The sequence below is a fragment of the Constrictibacter sp. MBR-5 genome (assembly GCF_040549485.1).
GTDB lineage: Bacteria > Pseudomonadota > Alphaproteobacteria > JAJUGE01 > JAJUGE01 > Constrictibacter.
On the sequence record NZ_JBEPTK010000003.1, the window covers coordinates 15,760 to 35,668 of the forward strand.

Below are 19,909 nucleotides of genomic sequence, written 5' to 3' on the forward strand. Positions count from 1 at the left end.
CGGTCGTGGAGGCCGGCGATGGCACTGCTCTTGCTTGCCTCGGCGGGCGAGACTACAGCGGAGTCAGGTGCGCATGGACGTCGGCGTCTTCATCCCGATCGGCAACAACGGGTGGCTCATCTCGACCACCTCGCCCCAGTACAAGCCGTCGTTCGACCTCAACAAGGCGGTCGTCCAGGAGGCCGAGGGCTACGGCTTTGACTTCGCGCTCTCGATGATCAAACTGCGCGGCTTCGGCGGGCCGTCCCAGTTCTGGGACTACAATCTGGAATCCTTCACGCTGATGGCCGGCCTGGCCGCCGTCACGTCCCGGATAAAGCTCTTCGCGTCGGTCGCCGTCCTCACCATGCCGCCGCCGTTCGCGGCGCGCATGGCCGTCACCATCGACTCCATCTCGCACGGCCGCTTCGGGCTCAACATGGTCTCGGGTTGGCAGAAGGCCGAGTACGAGCAGATGGGCATCTGGCCCGGCGAAACCTATTTCGAGCGCCGCTACAAGTTCTGCGCCGAGTATGTCGCGATCATGCGCGAGCTCTGGGCGACCGGCCGCTCGGACTTTAAGGGCGAGTTCTTCAAGATGGACGACTGCCGCCTGCTGCCGCAGCCGACGGCGCCCATCGAGATCATCGCCGCCGCACAGAGCGGCCGCGGCATGGCCTTCGCAGCGGAGTATTGCGACTATAACTTCTGTGCGGCCTCCGGGATCAACGAACCGACGCGCTTCGCCCCCGTCGCCGGACGACTGGTCGAGGAGACGAAGCGGACCGGACGCAAGGTCGGCGCCCTCGTCCTGCTCATGGTCATCGCGGACGAGACGGACGAGGCCGCCTGGGCGAAATGGGAGCACTACAAGGCGGGTTCCGATCTCGAAGCTCTCGGCTGGCGCGACGTCCAGGCGAACGCCGATCCGAACCAGGACCCCAACGCCACCAAGAACGCGCTGCTGAACCTCGCCGAGAAGGACCGGCCGCCGCCGACCCGCCAGGGCGTCCTGATCGGCTCCTACGCCAACGTCGCCGCGATGCTCGACAAAGTCGCCGAGGTGCCGGGCGTCCAGGGCGTGATGCTGACCTTCGACGACTTCCTGATCGGCATGGATCAGTTCGGCCAGCGCATCCAACCGCTGATGAAGAGCCGCAGCCACGCCGTCGCCGCCTGAGGCGGAGCCGGCCATGGACCTGTCCGATCTCACCGCGCGTCAGATGTACGAGGCGCTGAAAGCGGCGCCACCCCGGCGCCGCTTCGGCTTCGGCGACCGGATCGCCCTGGTGAACGTCGATCTTCAATGCGCCTATACGGCGGTCGATACGTTCGCCACCGCTTACGAGACCGACCCTCGGCAACTGGAGCACGTCGCGGCGCTCGCCGCAGCGGTCCGCGCCATCGGCCTCCCGGTCGTCTGGACCTACGTCGCCTACGCGCCCGGCGGCGGCGACTGCGGCGTGTGGGGGACGCGGAACGACGCCCCGGACTCGTTGCAGAACATCCGCGAGGGTTCGCCGCGTGCCGCACTGGACCCGCGACTGACGATCGATCCCGCGGACACCGTGATGCGCAAGCGCATGCCGTCGGCCTTTTTCGAGACGCACCTGGCCTCGCTGCTGGTCTGGCACCGCATCGATACCGTGATCGTCACCGGCGGCTCGACCTCCGGCTGCGTCCGGGCGACCGTCGTCGACGGCCTGTCGCACGGCTACCGCATGATCGTGCCCGAGGAATGCGTCGCCGACCGTCACGAGAGCCCGCACTTCGCCGCCCTTTACGACATGGCCGTGAAGTATGCCGACGTCCTGCCCGTCGGCGACGTGCTCGCGCGGTTGCAGAAAGGGCCCGGAATGTCCTGACACATTCCGTTCTGCGAAATCGCCATCTGTACGTCGCGACCCGCTCGCGCTAAGAGTGCACGAAGCAAACGAAACGCCAGCGGGCGATGGACAGAAAGAATCGGATCTACAAGATCGCCTCGATTCCGGGCGACGGAATCGGGACCGAGGTGGTCGAGGCGGGCCTGACGGTGCTGGCCGCGCTGGAGCGGCAGGAGCCGTTCGGCTTTGAGGTGACCCGGTTCGACTGGGGCTCCGAATATTATCTGCGCCACGGCGTGATGATGCCGGAGGACGGTCGCGACCAGATCCGCGGCATGGACGCGATCCTGTTCGGCTCCGCCGGCGATCCGCGCGTCCCCGACCACATCACCCTCTGGGGCCTGCGCCTCGCCATCTGCCAGCGCTTCGACCAGTACGCCAACGTGCGGCCGTCGCGCCTGCTGCCGGGCATCCGGGGCCCGCTTCGCGACTGTGCGCCCGAAGACCTCGACTGGGTCATCGTCCGCGAGAACAGCGAGGGCGAGTATGCCGGCGTCGGCGGGCGGGTCCATACCGGCCTGCCGCTCGAGGTCGGCCTCGACGTGTCCGTGATGACGAGAGCCGGCGTCGAGCGAGTCATGCGCTTCGCCTACGAACTGGCCCGGTCGCGCCCGCGCAAGCTGCTGACGATCGTGACGAAGTCGAACGCGCAGCGCCACGCGATGGTGATGTGGGACGAGATCGCGGCCGAGGTCGGACGCGATTTCCCGGACGTCGCCACCGACAAGATGCTGGTCGACGCCATGACCCAGCGCATGGTGCTGAAACCGCAGTCCATCGACACCGTCGTCGCCTCCAATCTGCACGCGGACATCCTCAGCGATCTGGCCGCCGCCCTGACCGGCAGCCTGGGCATCGCCGCCACGGGGAACATCAACCCCGAGCGCACCTATCCGTCGATGTTCGAGCCGATCCACGGCTCGGCGTTCGACATCATGGGCAAGGGCATCGCCAACCCGATCGGCACCTTCTGGTCGGCCGCGATGATGCTCGACCATCTGGGCGAGGCCGACGCCGGCCGGCGCCTGATGCGGGCGATCGAACGGGTGACCGGTGCCGGAGACGTGCTGCCGCGCGATCTCGGCGGCAATGCCGATACGCGGGCGGTCACCGAGGCCGTCTGCCAAGCGCTCGAAGACGGTGGCGCCTGAAGCCGGAGTGACCGCGCGGGCAAGAGACCGATCGCGCGGCTGAACCGGCACGACCTCTCAGCTCAATCAATCCTGAATCCGGAGGACTCAATGAAGATCCTGAGGACGCTCGCCGTGCTCGCAGGCACGGCAGTGGCGGCGGTGTCCCTCGCCGCCCCCGCCTCGGCCCAGAAGGCCGGCTGGCCCGACAGCATGGTGCTCGGCACCGCAGCCGTCGGCGGCACCTACTTCATCTACGGCCAGGGCTGGGCCAATCTCGTCAACGAGACTGTCGGGACGAAGATCAGCACCCAGCAGACGCAGGGCCCCAACCAGAACATGATTCTGGCGGACCGCAACGACGTCCAGCTTGGCATGGTGACGATGGGCGTCGCCTACGAGGGTTGGACCGGCGAAGGCGACTGGACGCAGGGCAAGAAGTTCAACAACGTCCGCGCCATCTTCCCGATGTACGACACGCCGTTCCACATCATCACGATGGCGAACAGCGGCATCAAGACGTTCAAGGACCTCGACGGCAAGCGCGTCGGCGTCGGTCCGCGGGCGGGCACATCGGGCACCTACTGGCCGCGCTACTTCAAGGACTTCGGCCTGAAGGTCACGGTCCGCAACGGTGCCGGCAGCGATATGGCCTCGCAGCTGGCCGACGGCCTGATCGACGCCTTCGGCTTCGGTGCCGGCCTGCCGATCTCGGCGTTCAGCGAGCTGGAAGCCCAGCATGAGGTGCGCTACATCGGCTTCACCGACGAAGAGCGCCAGAAGCTGCTCGACAACCACCCGTCGCTCGCACCGACGACGATCCCGGCGAACACGTACCGCCAGCTGAAGGAAGACCAGAAGACGGTCGGCGTCTTCAACTTCGCCATCGCCCACAAGGACCTGCCGGACGACCTGGTCTACGAGATCGTCAAGGCGGTCATGGACAACCACGAGCGTATGGTTCAGATCCACGCGTCCTCCGCCGAGACCGTCCCGGCCAACGCCACGAAGAACAGCTTCCTGACCTGGCATCCGGGCGCGGTGCGCTACTTCCAGGAGAAGGGCATCAAGCTCGCCGACAAGGCGATGCCGAAGTCCTGATCGGCCCTGTTCCCGACTGGCCGCCCGGTGTCACCGACGCCGGGCGGTTTCGCGTCAAACGACGGACAGAAGAGCAGCGATCGGCTGCCTGTGCATGATCTCTCTCAGAGGGCAGCTCTATGCGTGCGGATGAAGTGAAGACGGGCGGCAGCGTCGCGGCGGAACCGGCTGCCGACACCGAGGGCGGTTTCGGCGGCTGGCAGCGCCAGCTCTCGGGCTGGCAGAAGCACCTGATCTACTGGAACTGCATCGCCTACACCGTCTTCCACCTCTACGTGCTGAACGTCTATCCGATCGACCCCTGGGTCTTCCGGAGCGTTCACGTCTCCTGGGGCACCGCCCTGGGGCTGGCGATCTTCGCGGCGAGCGACGGCAGCCGGCGCGACGGCATCGCCTGGTACGACTGGCTGCTGATGGCGGCGAGCCTGGGCTGTGCCGCCTATATCGCGGTCAATCTGGACGAACTGCTGTTCCGCGTCGGCGCCCTGCCGACGACCGGGGACTTCATCGTCGGCCTGATCGGCACGCTGCTGGTCCTGGAGATCACGCGGCGCACCGCCGGCCTGGCGCTGCCGATCATCGCAGTGATCTTCATCCTCTACTGCTTCGTCGGCCCGTGGCTGCCCGGCGTGCTGGCGCACCGCGGCTACGATGCCGACTTCTTCTTCAGCTACATCTACAGCATGGAAGGCGTCTTCGGCCCGACCACGGCCGTGTCGTCGACCTACATCGTGCTGTTCATCGCCTTCTCCGCCTTCCTCGACGTGTCGAAGGTCGGCGGCTACTTCATCAATTTCGCCTTCTCGATCGCCGGCGGCCTGCGCGGCGGCCCCGCGAAAGTCGCGGTCTTCTCCAGCGCGCTGATGGGCACGATCAACGGCACCGCCGCCGGCAACGTCGTCGCGACGGGCACCTTCACCATTCCGCTGATGAAGAAGGTCGGCTACTCGCGCACCAGTTCCGGCGCGATCGAGGCTGCCGCGTCCACGGGCGGCCAGATCCTGCCGCCGGTGATGGGCGCGGGCGCCTTCATCATGGCCGAGGTGACAGGCATCCCCTATGTCGACATCGTCGTGGCCGCGGTCATACCGGCACTGCTCTATTTCATCGCCGTCTTCTTCATGGTCGACAACGAGGCGATCCAGCGCGGCCTGCGCGGCCTGCCGCGCTCGGAACTGCCGGACCTGTGGGAGATGGTGCGGCGGATCTACCTGTTCCTGCCGCTGATCATCCTGGTCGGCTCGCTCGTCTCGGGCTATTCGATCGTCCGCGCCGGCACGCTCGGCCTCGTCGCCGCCTTCGTGACCAGTTGGCTGCACCGCGAGGGCCGCATGGGCCCGCGAGCCGTCGCCGACGCGCTCGGCCTTGCGACACGCAACTCGCTGCAGCTGATCGCGGTCTGCGCCTGTGCCGGCATCATCGTCGGCGTCATCGGCCTGACCGGCTTGGGCGGCCGCTTCTCGGCGATGATCTTCGCGCTGGCCCAGGACAACACGCTGCTGGCGCTGATCTTCGCCATGCTGATCTCGCTGCTGCTCGGCATGGGCATGCCGACCACCGCGGCCTACGCCGTCGCAGCCTCGGTCGTGGCGCCCGGCCTCGTCCGGCTAGGCATCCCGCCGCTGACGGCGCACATGTTCGTGTTCTACTACGCCGTCATCTCGACGATCACGCCGCCGGTGGCGCTGTCCGCCTATGCGGGTGCCGCGATCGCCGGGGGCGACGCGATGAAGACGTCCGTCGTCGCCTTCAAGTACGGGCTGGCGGCATTCCTCGTGCCGTTCATGTTCTTCTACAGTCCCGCACTCCTGATGCAGGGCGAGACGATCGTCATCCTGCGGGTGGTGGCGACGGCCCTGATCGGCGTCTGGTTCCTGGCGGGTGCCGTGCAGGGCTGGTTCTTCGGCCCGATGCCGTGGCTGCTGCGCGGGGTCCTGCTGGCCGCCTCGCTGCTGCTGATCGAGGGCGGCTGGACGACCGACCTTGCCGGCATCGGCCTCGGCGTCGCGGTGCTGCTCTATCAGCGCATCCGTCATCGCGACACGCCGAAGCCGGGGCACGAGCCCCGACAGGCCGCCACCGGCGGATGACCGGCGCGGGACGGATGGGGGCGGCAGGCCGGTGAGGCCCGCGACCCCCGTCGCCGTCGCCGAGGAGCGCATCCTCCAGGGCATCGGCCTGATGTGCCTCTACGTGGCGCTGATCGTCACGGTCAACGCCTCGGGCAAGATCCTCACGACCGAGGACTACCACCCGCACCAGGTGGCGTTCTTCCGCCACGGCGTGGCTTTCCTGCTGATGCTGGCGCTGTTCGCGCCGCGGCACGGGCCGCGCATCCTGGTCGCCCGCCGGCCGGAATTGCAGATCGTCCGCGGCCTGTGCGGAATCACGTCGTCGGTGCTGTACTTCACCGGCCTCGCGCACCTGCCGCTGGCCACGGCCGCCGCGATCAGCTTCACCAGTCCGCTATTGGTCACCGCCCTGTCGGTGCCGCTGCTGGGCGAGGCGGTCGGCCCGCGCCGGTGGGCGGCGGTGGTGATCGGTTTCGCCGGGGCGATGATCGTCATCCGGCCCGGCGGCTTCGGATCCGGCGACTGGGCGGCACTCTTCATCGTCGGGAGCGCCTCGTTCGGCGCGCTCTACCAGATCATGACGCGCAAGCTCGCCGGGCAGGACCATGCCGAAACGACGAACATCTGGTCCGGCATGGTCGGCGCCGTCGCGGCGGGGGCGCTGGTGGTCTTCTCGTGGACGACGCCCGCCGAGCCTCATGCCTGGGTGCTGTTCGTCGGCATGGGCCTGGTCGGCGGCATCGCGCACTATCTGCTGACGAAGGCCTTCGAGCGCGGCCCGGCGTCGCTTCTGTCGCCGTTCAACTATCTCCAGCTGATCGGCGCGACGATCATCGGCTTCGTCCTCTACCGCCACCTGCCCGACGCCTGGACCTGGGCCGGCGCCGCGGTCATTGTCTCGGCCGGCCTTTACATCGCCCACCGGGAGGGCAAGGCGCGCCGCTGAACCGCTATCCGGCGGCTACGACCTTCGGCCCAGGCGGACGGCAGGCCCAGACGAGCATCACCAGCGTCGCCACCGCGAGCGGTGCGTAGATCGCCTCGAGGTCGAAGCGGGCCGCCAGCAGGCCTGCCGTCAGCGGGCCGACGGCGGCGCCGATGTCCCGCCAGGTCGCCAGGACCGCGAGCCTGTTCATCACGGCACCGGGATTGCGCTGGGCGACCAGCACCGGCTGCAGGGTGACCAGGGCGCCGTGGCCGAGGACGACGGCACAGGCGCCCATGAAAGGTAAGCCCGCCGCTATCCCGGCCAGTCCGGCACAAAGCAGGCCGCCGAACAGCAGCACCATCCGGGCGGCGCCGAACCGGTCGCCGAGCACGCCGCCGATCGGCGCGGTGACGATCTCCATCAGCCGGCGCAGGGCTATCATCAGGCCGCTGGCGATCACGGCGGACTCCATCGACACGACGTCCTTCAGGATCAGCGCGAGCGTCATGACGAAGATGCCGTCGATGCCGAAGCCGATGATGAAGCCCAGCAGGTCGTTCCTGGTCGGCCTGGGCAGGATGGACCGGTCGCTGCGCCCGGCGACCGGGTGCGCCGCCGGCAGCATCAGCGACAGCGGAATGGCCAGCACCGTGAGGCCCGCCAGGATGGCGAAGATGTCGCGCGGGCCGATGACGGTGACGAGCCAGGCGCCGATGCTGAGCGACAGTACGGGACCGACGCTCGCCACCGCCTTGCTCGTCCCGACGCTGCGGCCCTGCCGGCCTGTCCTGCTGACGGCGTAGACCAGCGTCGTGAGGTTCAGCGCCGCGAAGGCCAAGCCCCAGACGATGCGGGCCGCGAGCAGAACGGGACCGCCGTCGCCGACCGCATAGAGGAGCGTCGAGACGGCCGCCAGGACCCCGGCGATCAGCGTCAGCCGCCGTGGCCCGATGCGTTCGCCGAGGGCGGCGACGCCGCCATAGGCGACGACCCGGATCAGCCGGTTGGCCGACAGCAGCACGCCGACCCAGGCGAGGCCGATGCCGAACTCGTGGGCGTAGAGCGGCAGCACGACATAGAGCAGCGAGTCGCCGAGCAGGGCGAGCGCCATGATGGCCGCCGATACGACCACGGCGGACGAGCCGCCATCCGTCGGCGCGGCACTCTGGGCAGCGTTCGGCGTGACTGGAGGGTGCGATGCCATCGAACGGTCCATGCGGCGCCGGGGTCGGCCAGGGCCTCTATCCGCTGTCACAAAACCGTAACGGTCAAGATGGACGAGCCGGCGACTTGTCTAGCGCCTGCGGTGGCACCCCACCGCCGAGCCGGGGCGCCCCTTCCGGTCACGGACGGGACGGTTAACATGACCGGCTCAGCCCCCCGAAAGCGGGGGCAACAGTGTCGAGGAACGCACCCGTATGGAATTCGGTATCCTATTCACGTCCCATCCCGACCCCGAGGTGGAGCCGTACCCGCACCACGCTGTGCATGCCCGCGTGACCCGCGAGGTGATGCGGGCGGACGCGCTGGGCTTCGACTTCGCCTGGATCGCCGAGCACCACTTCAGCAACCAGTACGGCATCATGCCCGACGTGTTCGTCTATGCGGGGCACCTCGCCGCGCTGACGAAGCGGATCAGGATCGGCACCGGCGTCGTCACCCTGCCGCTCGCCAATCCTGTGCGCGTGGTGGAGAACGCCGCCTTCGTCGACGTGCTCAGCGGCGGGCGGATGGCCGTCGGCCTGGGGTCCGGCTACCGGGAGTACGAGTTCGACGGTTTCGGTCAGGATTTCGAGGGACGGCGCGACGTGCAGGAGGAGGCGCTGCCGCTCCTGCTCGACCTGTTCAGGACCAGGCGCGCGGATTTTTCGGGACGGCACTTCCGGGTCAAGGTCGACGGCGACTACGAGATCCTGCCGCACCCGATCCAGTCGCCGCACCCGCCGCTCTATCTCGCCGGCGGCACCGATCGGTCGATCGGCGTGGCGGGCCGGATGGGCTTCGGCCTGATGCTGTCGACCCTCACCACCTTCGAGGAACTGGCGCGGCAGGTCGGCGTCTACCGCCGCAACCTGGAGGAGACGCCGGAGGAACTGCGCGGCAACCCGGCGCGCGGCGACGTCGACATCGCCCGGTGGGTCTATGTGGCGGAGACCGACGAGAAGGCGCGGCGCGACAGCGAGGCCGGCCTCCTGCGCCATCTGGGCCACTTCTTCGGCGCCCAGACCTCCGGCTATCTCGGCCAGGTGTCGACCGGCGACGCCTCGGTCTCGTCGGGCCTCGACTACGGGGCGCTGTCGGAGAGTACGATCATCCACGGCTCGCCGGAGACGGTCGTGGCGAAGATCCGGCGGCTGCGCGACATGACCGGGCTCACCTCGCTGATGCTGCACTACCCGCCCTACTACGGGCAGGACAACATCCTCGCCTCGCTCGAACTGTTCGCCCGCGAGGTGGCGCCGCAGCTGCGCTGAAGCGGATTCGCCTCCCGTCGAGCGAATCCGGGGCGGGATTTCCTCCGCGGCGGCCGGACCGTAGACTGGCTTTCCAAGCTGCCCGGCCCCGCAAGGGGCCGGCGACCACGATCCAGCAGAGGTAGCCATGAGCGCCGCCGACCGCCCCATCCGCCCCACCGTCGAGGCGTTCTTCGACCCGCGGACCTTCAGCGTCCAGTATGTGGTCGCCTGCCCGCACACCGGCCGCTGCGCGATCGTCGATCCGGTCCTGGACTATGACGAGAAGTCGGGTGCCACGGCCACGCACTGCGCCGACGCCATTCTGGATCGCGTGGCGCAGCGCGGCTATCGCGTCGAGTGGATTCTCGACACCCATCCGCACGCCGACCATTTCTCCGCGGCTCAGTACCTCAAGGGCAGGACCGGGGCACCGACCGCAATCGGAGCGCCGGTCGTCGAGGTGCAGAAGCTGTGGCGCGACATCTACGGCTGGCCCGACCTGCCCGTGGACGGCTCGCAGTGGGACCGGCTGTTCGCGGCGGGCGAGCACTTCGCCATCGGCGACGTCCCGGTGGAGGTGATGCACTCGCCCGGACACACGCTGGCCTCCATCACCTACGTGGCCGGCGACGCGGCCTTCGTCCACGACACGCTGTTCATGCCCGACTTCGGCACGGCGCGCGCCGACTTCCCGGGCGGCAGCGCCGCAGCGCTGTGGCGCTCGATCCAGGCCATCCTGGCGCTGCCGGACGACACCCGCCTGTTCACCGGACACGACTACATGCCGGGCGGCCGCGACCCGGCATGGCAGAGCAGCGTCGCCGAACAGAAGGCGAAGAACGTCCACCTGACCAAGGCCACCACCGAAGCCGCGTTCGTCGCCTTACGCAACGAGCGCGATGCCAAGCTGCCGATGCCGAAGCTGATCCTACACGCGCTGCAGGTGAACATCCGCGGCGGGCGCCTGCCGGAGCCGGAGGCCAACGGCCGGCGCTACCTGAAGATTCCCCTGGACGCGCTGCCGGGCGCCGCCTGGGACTGACGCGGCGGCTTCAGGCCTTGCGGGCGGCCATGTCGGCGCCGCGCGCCGGCAGTTCGCGCATGACGCGCTCGCGCTCTTCGGGCGTCAGGCGGCTCCAGCCGGCGATCTCCTTGAGCGTGCGGTAGCAGCCCTCGCACCAGCTGGTCTTCGGGTTGATCGAGCAGACGCGGATACACGGCGAGTGGATCGGGGTCTGGCGGATCGGGGCAGGCTGCACGCCGACTGTCTCCTGGCCGGTTGGGGCCGGTAAGGGGTGGGGCCGTTGCGGTCGGGCGCCGAGGCCATGTAGAACCGGCGGATCGCAGTGCCCGCCGCGAGGGCGGGCCGGACCTCAGTTCATGGGCGGAAACATGCAGGAACTCGGCCACGGTTTCTACTGGCAGGAGATGGAAGTCGGTCGAAAGTTCAAGACGATCGGCCGCAGCGTCTTCGAGACCGACGTGCTCTCCTTCACCGGCGTCACCGGCATGAACGAGCTGCTGTTCAACAATCTCGAATATATCGAGCACGAGTCGCCGACCGGCAAGCGCATCGCGCCGGCCGTGCTGGTGCTGGCGCTGGCCGAGGGCCTGGTCATGCAGGGCACGCTGCAGCACACCGGCATGGCGTTCCTCGGCATGGAACTGGACATGAAGGGGCCGGTCGTCATCGGCGACACGATCCACGTCGAGCTGGAGGTCGTCGAGAGCCGCGCGGCCAGCAAGGGCAACCGCGGCTTCGTCCGCACGAAGAACAGCGTCGTCAACCAGCGCGGCGAGACCGTGCTGGTCTATACGCCGCTGCGCATGATGAAGGGCCGTCCCGAGAGCGCGTGAGCCCCCGTACATGAGGCAGGGCGCGTGACCACTGTCGATCTCGTCAGCTTCGACGTCTACGGCACGCTCGTGCGCTTTCACGAGGGCGTACGCGGCGCGCTGGCCGAATCGCTGGAGGAGCGGGGCGCGCCGCCGGAGATGCTGGAGCGCCTGCATCCGCATTTCCGCGCGACCCAGGCGCCGCTGCAGAAGGGCGGCTGGCGCCCCTACGCGGAGATCCTGAGCGCCGGGCTGGAGACGGCGCTCCAGGACTTCGGCTTCGCCTATGCGCCGCGCGACGGCGAACGGCTGGTGGCGGCGGTCAGCGACGCCGGACCGTTCGACGAGGTGCCCGCCGTCCTCACCGCGATCAAGCGGCGGGCGAAGCTGATGTTCATCTCCAACACCGACGACGCGATGATCGCCCGCAACGTCGCGCTGATCGGCGTGGAGCCGGACTATCTGGTGACCGCCGAGCAGTCGCGGCTCTACAAGCCCGACCACGGCATGTTCCGCTTCGCCTACGGCCGGGCGGGCGTGCCGATCGAGCGCATCACCCACGCCGCCGCCGGCTTCTTCCACGACATCGAGCCGGCGCACGCCCTGGGACTGCGGCGCATCTGGATCAACCGGCGCGGCGAGACCGGCGACCCCGCCTTCGGTCCCTATGCCGAGATGCCGGACATGACGCGGCTGGTCGAGACGATCTGGCCGAGCTGAACCGGAAACCGCTCGACCGCTCGGCCCTCCTGATCGAATACCGATCCCCAGCATAAATATTGACCTTCACAAAGTGGAGGCGCAGTATACTTGTCCAGTTTCCGCCAGAGACACAAAATCCGGCGATCGAACTGCAGCATCCGACAGGTCGTCGCTCACCCGCGACTCATTGGTCAGCGGCCGGATCGGCGACATGCAAGCACTCGCCGGCAACGTTCGGCGTTGCATCCGCAATTGAGGAGTTGTGCGGGACAACTTAAGAAATATAAAAAAGGGAGGAAAAGAAAGATGTTCAGACGCTTTCTGGTCCTTGCAGCTATCCTGGCTGGAATCGGGACCGCTTTTCCGGGACAGGTGTCATCCCAGACGCCGAAGCCGATCGTCCTGAAGGGGCAATCCTCCCACCCCGTGACGGCAAACCTTCACCTGATCTTCAAGGTCTGGGGCGAAACGGCAGAGCGGATGTCCGGTGGTCGTCTCAAGATCGAAGTGCTGCCCGGCGGTGCGATCGTCCCGCCCTTTGAGGTGTTCGACGCCACCTCCCGCGGCGTTCTCGATGTCGGGATGGCGCCCTTCGGCTACATCCTCGGCAAGAGCCTTGCCGGCATTCCCCTTTCGCACGGCCCGCTGTTCGGCATGGACGGCATCGACTATTTCGGCTGGTACTACGACGGTGGCGGCATGGCTCTGCTGGAAGAGTTCTATCGCGACGTCATCAAGTTGAACCTCGTCGCCTTCCCAATCCCGACCGACTACCCGCAGGCTCTCGGCTGGTTCAAGAGGCCGATCAAGAACCTCGATGATTTGAAGGGGATGAAGCTGCGCATCTACGGCATCGGTGCAGAGACCTACGGCAGATTGGGCGTCTCTGTCGTCACGCTGCCGGGCGGCGAGATCGTGCCGGCCATGGAGCGCGGGGTGATCGAGGGTGCCGAGTGGATCAACTGCCTGGAGGACAAGAAACTCGGCCTCAACAACGTCGCCAAGTTCTACTACACGCCTGGCATGCACGAGCCCGTGACCGGCGGTCAGCTGATGATCAATAAGGCCGTATGGGACAAGCTGACGCCCGACCTGCAGGAGATCATGCGGGTCGCAAGCGTGCACGCCACCATGATGCGCAACGCCGCCTTCAACCGCGAGACCGCGCTCGCCTGCAAGGAACTGGTCGATTCCGGTATCGAGGTCACGCGGACCCCTGACGACGTCCTGGCCAACTTCCTGGAGACTTGGGAGAAGATACAGGAGGAGTATGCGGCGAAGGATCCCTTCTACAGGAAGGTGATCGACAGCCAGAAGAAGTACGCCGAGGTGGTCGTGCCCTTCCGCTTGTCCTTCTGGCCGCCCTACGAGTTCGCCGGCAACTACTACTGGAAAGAAAAAGTTTACCGCAAATAGCCCCGCCTCTCGCGCTGGTCGGCGGCCTCGCCGCCGCCGCCCAGCGGATCCCGCGTCGTCATAAGTTCGAGGGGGGTAAGGGGTGGTCGACCGATCCGAATGGCACGAGCGACGCGCACCGCCCACGGCGCTCGTAAGCACCGTACGCGCGATCGACGGCGTGGCCGAGACGAGTGGACACATCTTCTGCTGGCTCGCCGTGCCACTGGTGCTGGCGCTGACCTGGGAGGTGCTAGCGCGCTACGCGTTTCACGCGCCCACGATCTGGGCCTACGACGTGACCTACATGCTGTACGGCAGCATGTTCATGCTGGGCGCGGCCTATACGCTCTATCGCGGCGGCCATATCCGCACCGACATCTTCTATCAGTCATGGTCGGTACGGACCCGCGGCAGGGTCGACGCCTTTCTGTACCTCTGCTTGTTCTTTCCCGGGATGGCGCTCTTCTTCTGGATGGGGTTGCAGGAGGCGATTCAGGCCTGGGACATTCGCGAAGTGTCGGACGCCAGCCCCTGGAGGCCGCCGCTTTATCCCTTTAAGACCGTGATCCCCGTATCCGCCTTCCTGCTCATCCTCCAGGGCGTGTCGGAGTTCCTGAAGAGCGCGTATGCGGCGATCGAGGGTCGGCCGTTATGAGCGGCGAATATCTCGGCCTCATCCTGCTCGCCGCTCTGCTGATCGGCATCTTCGCGGGATTTCCGATCGCCTTCACGCTGATCGTGCTGTCCATCGTGTTCGGCTATATCGGGTTCGGCGACGTCGTCTTCTATCTGATGGTTTTCCAGACCATCGGCCTGATGAAGGAGGAGACGCTGGCGGCCGTGCCGCTGTTCGTCTTCATGGGCTACGTGCTGGAGCAGGCGGGGCTGATGGAGCGGCTGTTCAGGTCGTTCCAGCTGATCCTCGCGCCGTTGCGCGGCTCCCTCTATCTGGGCGTGCTGCTCACCGCGACGCTGTTCGCGACGGCCACCGGGATCATCGGCGCCTCGGTGACCGTGATGGGCATGATGGCGGCGCCGGCGATGATCCGCGCCGGCTATGATTCCAAGATGTCTGCCGGCACGATCGCGGCGGGCGGGACGCTGGGCATCCTCATCCCGCCGAGCGTGATGCTGGTCGTCATGGGTCCGATCATCGGCGTCTCGATTGTCAAGCTGTTCGCCGCCGCCCTGATGCCGGGGCTGCTGCTCGCCTTCCTCTACATCGGCTATGCCCTGATCCGCAGCCACATCAACCCGAGCCTCGGCCCTCCCCTGCCACGTGACCAATGGGCAACGTCGGTCTGGCAGATGGTGTCGGAATTCCTTCGCGGAATCGTCCCCCTCGCGACGATCATGTTTGCGGCACTGGGCAGCATCATATTCGGTCTCGCAACGCCGACAGAGGCGGCGGCGATGGGCGCGAGCGGCGCATTGCTGCTGATGGTCCTCTACGGCCGGTTTCGCTTTGCCGCACTTCGCACCGCCTGTCTACGCACGCTCGAAACATCCAGCCTCGTCCTGTTCCTCGCGGTGGCGTCGAACATCTACGGCGCGGTGTTCACCCGGCTCGGCACGAGCACGATGATCGCGGAGACACTTCTCGGCTTCGATCTGCCCTCCACCGCGATGCTGCTGGTTCTGATGGCGGTGATCTTCCTGCTCGGCTGGCCGCTGGAATGGCCCGCCATCATCTTCATCTTCCTCCCGATCTTCCTGCCGGTGGTCGAGGCCATGGAGATCGACCTGCTCTGGTTCAGCACGCTGGTCGCGGTCAATCTCCAGACAGCCTTCCTGTCGCCGCCGGTCGCGATGGCCGCCTACTACCTGAAGGCGGTCGCACCAAAGTGGGAACTGAGTTCGATCTACCGGGGCATGCTTGACTTCATGCTGCTTCAGATGCTGGGTCTGGCGGTGGTGTTCTTCTTTCCGCCCATCGCTACTTGGCTACCAACGAAGCTCTTCGGGCCTTAGCGCGCAACAGGCCTAGGTCGCATAGCCGCAGGCGCGCAGCGCCGCGAGCATGTGCGGCGGCGGCGGCGCCTCGACCGTTATCGGGTCGCGGGACGGGTAGAGTGGCACGGTGACCGCGCGGGCGTGCAGCAGCAGCCGCTCGCCCTCGGCCGGCGTGCCGTAGACCGGATCGCCGACGATGGGACAGCCGAGCGCCTTGCAGTGCACGCGGATCTGGTGCGTCCGCCCCGTCCGCGGCCGCAATTCCAGCCACGTGCGGCCGACAGCACTGCCCAGGGTCCGCCAGTCGGTGACCGCCGTCTGGCCGGCGGGGTCGACGTCCATGCGCCAGTTCGCCTTGCCGATGCGCTTCAGCAGCGGTGCGTCGATGGTGCCTTCGGGCTCGCCCGGCGCCCCCTCGACGATCGCCCAGTACACCTTGCCGATGCGGCCGTTGCGGAACAGCTCCCCCAGCTTGCGCAGCGCCTTGCGATGCCGCCCGATGATCAGGCAGCCGCTGGTGTCGCGGTCGAGGCGGTGCGCCAGCGCCGGCAGGCGCGGCAGGCCGAACCGGAGCGCGTCGAAACCCTGCTCGATGTTCGGGCCGCCGCCGGGCCCCGCATGCACGGGGATGCCCGCCGGTTTGTCCAGGACGAGCATCAGCCCGTCCCGGTAGAGGAGGCGCGGCTCCAGGTCGGGAAGGTTCACCCCTTGCCCGGCAGCATGCGGCCGAGGGGGCGGCCACCCAGCACGTGCATGTGCAGGTGCGGCACTTCCTGATGGGCGTTCCCGCCATTGTTGGCGATCACCCGGAAGCCGTCGGGGCCCAGGCCACGCGCCCGCGCGACCGCGCCGATCGCGCGGCTGAAGGCCGCGAGTTCGGCGTCCGACGCCTTCTCCGAGAAATCGTCCCAGTGGACGTAAGGGCCCTTCGGGATCACCAGGACGTGCACCGGCGCCTGGGGTGCGATGTCGTCGAAGGCGAGAACGTGGTCGTCCTCGTAGACCTTCTTGCACGGGATCTCGCCGCGCAGGATCTTCGCGAAGATGTTGTTCGGATCATAGGCTGCGGGCATCGTACGGGCTTCTCCTTCCACGCGATGCGGCGGACTGTAGTACGGAGCGACCCGTGGGTCAGCCGGCTTGCGCCGACACGTGTTCCGACATGGGCGTCGGCCGGTGCGACCGGACCGCATTCACGGCGCTCTGCACGAGGCTGCACAGGCGCCGTGCGTCCCGCCGACGGTCGAGCCGGGCCACCAGCACGCGGGCGGCGAGACGGCCGAGATCCCTGAACAGCGGATCCATCCCGCGTACCGCAGCCCCGATATGCGGCCGATAGACCTGTGCCCGCAAGGCCGTAATGCCACGCAAGCCCGACAGCGGAACGATGGTCGCTTCTTCGTCATCGGCGTCGCAGAGGACGACGACGGCGCCCAGCGGGACGGGCGACGTCGCGAAGGCAGCGGTTTCGGGAAGCCGGAACTTGTCGAGACGCGCAGCGATGGTTTCCAGGCCGGCGGCGGAGATGTCGGCGCGGTCCAGCGCATCACGCCAGAGCTTGACCTGAGGCAGCAGCGGCCACGCCCAGGCAGAGCCGTCGTCGGCCAGCGTGACAGGGGTGATATCGTCGGCGATAAGCGCATGCCCCGCCCGCGTCAGCGCATGCGCCAGCGTCGACTTGCCGGCGCCCGACGGCCCGGCGATCGCCACCGCGACGTCGCCCACCCGCACCGTCGATGCGTGCAGGGGCAGGATGCCCCTCTGGTGGAAGATCGTCCCGATGGCGGTGCCGAGCAGGAACGTCCGCACATACGAGGCGCACTCGGGGGCACAGTGCGTTTCCACGGTGATCCGGCGTCCGCCCTCGATACGAAACCGTGCCACGTCGGGCACGTCGAGGAACAGTGTTCCGTCGGCATCGATCGCCGAGCGAGTCCCGTCGGCGGCCAATCCGACGGTCCCGGTGACGATCTGGACGTCGGCCGGCGACATCGAATCGGGTGCCGGCGGAAGGCCAGGGATCGGGATTTCCGTCTCGACCGTCAGACTGGCGAGCGCGCCGCGCTGCCGCAGGCTGCGGTTCACTGGTTGCCGCCCTCCATGCGACGGATGAAGCGGCCCATGGCGAGGCCGCGCGAGAGTGCGAGCCGGTAGGACTGCGTCACCCGCGGCGAATGCCAGTCCCCGGTCGGCCAGTCGTCGACGAGCCGGCGCAGCCTCGGCAGATCGAGACAACGGCGCGCCATCGGACTGGCCTCCAGTCGCTCGATCTCCTCGGCGATCTCGGTCCGGGAGCGCGTGAGGGCTTCGTGCCAGTCGATGGCCTGGTAGCCCTTGTAGCCGCCCGACCGGAGATGACCTTCGGGCAACCGTCCCCGCATCGCGAGCTTCAGCAGGCGCGCCTCGATGCCGCGATGCAGGAAGAAGCGGCCCGGCAATGCCAGGCAGAATTCGACGATGCGACGGTCCTGGGTCGGGTCGCGATGCTCCACGCCGAATCCCGCCAGCATGCCCAGATGGTGCGATGCCAGATCTATTCGGTTGATGACCGCCAGACGCATGGCATGCCCGTCGGCCCAGGGCTGGTAGTCGAGATTCCAGCCCGACTCCGCCGCCAGTTCTCGATAGTTCATATCCTCGGCGAAGGCGGGCGATATCGCGGTGTAGCCGAACGGGTCCTGGAGGCGCCGGAAGCTCCTGTCGTAGAGCCGCCAGAGCGGTGCGGGCAGCAGCGGGAACACGCTGGCGCTGATCGCCGGCCGGTAGCCGCGCTTGCGCCGGACCAAGTGCCAGCACTCGCGCGCCCAGGTCAGGAAGTGCCCGCCGCGGAGGAGTTCCGATATGTACGGGCGGCCGCTGTAGCTGATGGTCATGTTGCCCATCTGGCCGGTCAGCATCACCCGGATGCCGCTGTCCCGCGCCTGCCGGGAGATCTCGTCCGCCCAGATCATGTTGCACGGGTTGGTCGGCGGCCGGTCGAACGTCTGGATCCCCCGATCGAGTCCGTCGAGCGGCGTGCGGTCGCCGAGGCGGATGAAGCGATGGTCGATGTTCGGATACATCGCCGCCACCGCGCGCGCGCCCGGTCCCTCGTCGCCGTGCCGGCCGAACGGCCCGCGACCCTCGTACCCCTCGCGCGGCACGGAGGTGAATGCCGTCAACCGGCGGTTCGCGGCCCCGAGCAGGCGCGCCGCCACCGCGGTGACCACGCCGCTGTCCATCCCGGAACTGAGATGACTGCCGATATCGCCGACGCTTCGAAGCCTGCACCGCACCGATTCGTCGAGCAGTTCCTGGAACGCCTCGACCGCCTCGGCTTCGCTGGCCGGCTGAAGCGAGTCCGCCGCGGGCGGCGACCAGAAGGAACGGATGTCAACACGGCCGTCCGCCGCCACCAGAACATGTCCCGGCGGAAGCGTCGTGATGTCCTCGAAAAGCGTCTCGCCCTGCCCGGGCAGCAGCAGCAGGCCACGCGCGATCTGTCGCTCGCTCAGCCGACGCGGGACGTCCTCCAGCGCGTGCAGGCCCTTCGGCATGGATGCGACGGCCAGCATTCCGCCGCTCTGGTGCAGGAACAGGCCGTACTCGCCGAGCGCGTCGCGCGCGCAGATCAGCCGGTTCAGCCGTCGATCCCAGAGCGCGAAGGCGAAGGCGCCCATCAGCCGGGGAATGCCATCCTCGCCCCAGGCTTCGAGGGCGCGCAGGAGGAGGTCGGAATCGGCCATGCCCCGCAGCCGTGCCGCCTCCAGCCCGAGCGCGTGGGCCAGTTCCTCACGATTGTCGAGCCGCACCGCCGCGGACAGGACCAACGTCCCGTCGCCGCCGGTCCGCGGCTGGCGGTCGCCGCGGTCCTCCGGCAAGAGATTCATGCGGCAATGGCCGAGGCCGACGCCGCCCTCCGACCAGACGTCGCTGCCGTCGGGCCCGTACATGCGCAGCGCGGAGGTCATCCGCTGAATGTCGTCGCCGACGGGACGTCCGTCGAAACGCCAGATCGCCGAAACCGCGCTCATCGTCCCGCCTCCGCCCGCCGCGCCCCATCGGGAGCGAAGACGTGCAATACCGTAAACCCAGTTGCCGCGCGGCAGCCCACCACCGGCACCTCGCCGTCCTTCACCCAGACGTGGGCGTGCAGTCCCTTCTCGTCGTTCCGCGCGACGCCGTAGTAGAGGACGACCGGGATGCCGCGGCGCCGCAGCATCGAATGCGCGGCGATCGCCTGGGGAAAGCAGACGAAGGGCAGGGGGCCCCGCTCGGCGAGGGCGCGGATGGCCCAGGACACGCGCCGAACCTCTTCGCGCCGCTTCGCCTCGTCGAGATCCGAAGCGTCGAACGGGCGCGCCATCCAGGCCGTCAGCGACTTGAAGGGACGGGTGTGCAGCCTGATCCAGCCCGTCGCCATGCTGAACGTCGCTTCGAGCAGCAGTCCATAGTCGCCGAGCGGTCGCCAGAAGCGCCTCAGTCGCAT

20 protein-coding genes are annotated in these 19,909 nt (G+C 67.8%); 13 read left to right on the top strand and 7 right to left on the bottom strand.

Annotated features, from left to right (window positions below; all coding sequences use genetic code 11):
* Nucleotides 1-73 precede the first annotated feature (73 nt).
* The 6 genes from rutA to ABIE65_RS07095 all read left to right on the top strand — a co-directional run bounded on the left by rutA (nucleotide 74) and on the right by ABIE65_RS07095 (nucleotide 7,114).
* On the top strand, nucleotides 74-1,159 hold the full coding sequence (gene rutA / locus ABIE65_RS07070) for a pyrimidine utilization protein A (RefSeq protein ID WP_354076631.1): 1,086 nt from the start codon (nucleotides 74-76) through the stop codon (nucleotides 1,157-1,159).
* A 13-nt stretch (nucleotides 1,160-1,172) separates the two neighbouring features.
* On the top strand, nucleotides 1,173-1,844 hold the full coding sequence (locus ABIE65_RS07075) for an isochorismatase family protein (protein ID WP_354076633.1): 672 nt from the start codon (nucleotides 1,173-1,175) through the stop codon (nucleotides 1,842-1,844).
* Nucleotides 1,845-1,930: 86 nt separating this feature from the next.
* Nucleotides 1,931-3,016, top strand: coding sequence for a tartrate dehydrogenase (locus ABIE65_RS07080; RefSeq protein ID WP_354076634.1), 1,086 nt, complete (start codon nucleotides 1,931-1,933; stop codon nucleotides 3,014-3,016).
* Between the two features lie 90 nt (nucleotides 3,017-3,106).
* Nucleotides 3,107-4,096 (top strand): TAXI family TRAP transporter solute-binding subunit, encoded by a 990-nt coding sequence (locus ABIE65_RS07085; RefSeq protein ID WP_354076636.1) that lies wholly within the window; start codon nucleotides 3,107-3,109, stop codon nucleotides 4,094-4,096.
* 119 nt (nucleotides 4,097-4,215) lie between these two features.
* The gene (locus ABIE65_RS07090; protein ID WP_354076638.1) at nucleotides 4,216-6,186 is read left to right on the top strand and encodes a TRAP transporter permease; all 1,971 of its coding nucleotides are present in this window, start codon (nucleotides 4,216-4,218) and stop codon (nucleotides 6,184-6,186) included.
* Nucleotides 6,187-6,217: 31 nt separating this feature from the next.
* Complete coding sequence (locus tag ABIE65_RS07095) at nucleotides 6,218-7,114, top strand: DMT family transporter (RefSeq protein WP_354076640.1); 897 nt, start codon at nucleotides 6,218-6,220, stop codon at nucleotides 7,112-7,114.
* 4 nt (nucleotides 7,115-7,118) lie between these two features.
* Here the strand turns inward: ABIE65_RS07095 and ABIE65_RS07100 are convergent, their stop codons facing one another.
* Nucleotides 7,119-8,300 (bottom strand): MFS transporter, encoded by a 1,182-nt coding sequence (locus ABIE65_RS07100; RefSeq protein WP_354076642.1) that lies wholly within the window; start codon nucleotides 8,298-8,300, stop codon nucleotides 7,119-7,121.
* A gap of 214 nt (nucleotides 8,301-8,514) precedes the next feature.
* Here ABIE65_RS07100 and ABIE65_RS07105 point away from each other — a divergent pair, with 214 nt between their 5' ends.
* Nucleotides 8,515-9,570: an LLM class flavin-dependent oxidoreductase gene (locus ABIE65_RS07105; protein WP_354076644.1), complete on the top strand. Its 1,056-nt coding sequence runs from the start codon at nucleotides 8,515-8,517 to the stop codon at nucleotides 9,568-9,570.
* Between the two features lie 127 nt (nucleotides 9,571-9,697).
* A complete protein-coding gene (locus ABIE65_RS07110) occupies nucleotides 9,698-10,594 on the top strand; it encodes an MBL fold metallo-hydrolase (RefSeq protein WP_354076646.1) in 897 nt (298 codons plus the stop codon).
* 10 nt (nucleotides 10,595-10,604) lie between these two features.
* Here the strand turns inward: ABIE65_RS07110 and ABIE65_RS07115 are convergent, their stop codons facing one another.
* Nucleotides 10,605-10,811: a DUF1289 domain-containing protein gene (locus ABIE65_RS07115; RefSeq protein WP_354076647.1), complete on the bottom strand. Its 207-nt coding sequence runs from the start codon at nucleotides 10,809-10,811 to the stop codon at nucleotides 10,605-10,607.
* Between the two features lie 121 nt (nucleotides 10,812-10,932).
* Between ABIE65_RS07115 and ABIE65_RS07120 the strand changes: the two genes are divergently transcribed.
* The 5 genes from ABIE65_RS07120 (at nucleotide 10,933) to ABIE65_RS07140 (ending at nucleotide 15,459) form a co-directional block, all read left to right on the top strand.
* Nucleotides 10,933-11,409, top strand: coding sequence for a MaoC/PaaZ C-terminal domain-containing protein (locus tag ABIE65_RS07120; RefSeq protein ID WP_354076649.1), 477 nt, complete (start codon nucleotides 10,933-10,935; stop codon nucleotides 11,407-11,409).
* Between the two features lie 24 nt (nucleotides 11,410-11,433).
* On the top strand, nucleotides 11,434-12,108 hold the full coding sequence (locus ABIE65_RS07125; RefSeq protein WP_354076651.1) for an HAD family hydrolase: 675 nt from the start codon (nucleotides 11,434-11,436) through the stop codon (nucleotides 12,106-12,108).
* Nucleotides 12,109-12,396: 288 nt separating this feature from the next.
* Nucleotides 12,397-13,506 carry a TRAP transporter substrate-binding protein gene (locus ABIE65_RS07130; protein WP_354076652.1) on the top strand — a complete coding sequence of 370 codons (1,110 nt, stop codon included), beginning with the start codon at nucleotides 12,397-12,399 and terminating at the stop codon, nucleotides 13,504-13,506.
* Between the two features lie 82 nt (nucleotides 13,507-13,588).
* Nucleotides 13,589-14,143, top strand: coding sequence for a TRAP transporter small permease subunit (locus ABIE65_RS07135; protein ID WP_354076654.1), 555 nt, complete (start codon nucleotides 13,589-13,591; stop codon nucleotides 14,141-14,143).
* Nucleotides 14,140-15,459 (top strand): TRAP transporter large permease, encoded by a 1,320-nt coding sequence (locus ABIE65_RS07140; protein WP_354076656.1) that lies wholly within the window; start codon nucleotides 14,140-14,142, stop codon nucleotides 15,457-15,459. Before ABIE65_RS07135 ends, ABIE65_RS07140 begins: the two co-directional genes overlap by 4 nt.
* 12 nt (nucleotides 15,460-15,471) lie before the next feature.
* Here ABIE65_RS07140 and ABIE65_RS07145 read toward each other — a convergent pair whose 3' ends face one another.
* The 5 genes from ABIE65_RS07145 to ABIE65_RS07165 form a co-directional block, all read right to left on the bottom strand.
* On the bottom strand, nucleotides 15,472-16,146 hold the full coding sequence (locus ABIE65_RS07145) for an RluA family pseudouridine synthase (protein WP_354076658.1): 675 nt from the start codon (nucleotides 16,144-16,146) through the stop codon (nucleotides 15,472-15,474).
* The gene (locus tag ABIE65_RS07150; RefSeq protein ID WP_354076660.1) at nucleotides 16,143-16,514 is read right to left on the bottom strand and encodes a histidine triad nucleotide-binding protein; all 372 of its coding nucleotides are present in this window, start codon (nucleotides 16,512-16,514) and stop codon (nucleotides 16,143-16,145) included. The genes ABIE65_RS07145 and ABIE65_RS07150 overlap by 4 nt, the downstream gene beginning before the upstream one ends.
* Before the next feature lie 58 nt (nucleotides 16,515-16,572).
* On the bottom strand, nucleotides 16,573-17,391 hold the full coding sequence (locus ABIE65_RS07155; RefSeq protein ID WP_354076661.1) for a hypothetical protein: 819 nt from the start codon (nucleotides 17,389-17,391) through the stop codon (nucleotides 16,573-16,575).
* A gap of 131 nt (nucleotides 17,392-17,522) precedes the next feature.
* Nucleotides 17,523-19,454, bottom strand: coding sequence for an asparagine synthetase B family protein (locus ABIE65_RS07160; RefSeq protein WP_354076663.1), 1,932 nt, complete (start codon nucleotides 19,452-19,454; stop codon nucleotides 17,523-17,525).
* Nucleotides 19,451-19,909, bottom strand: a complete 459-nt coding sequence (locus ABIE65_RS07165) for a lasso peptide biosynthesis B2 protein (RefSeq protein WP_354076665.1) — start codon at nucleotides 19,907-19,909, stop codon at nucleotides 19,451-19,453. Before ABIE65_RS07165 ends, ABIE65_RS07160 begins: the two co-directional genes overlap by 4 nt.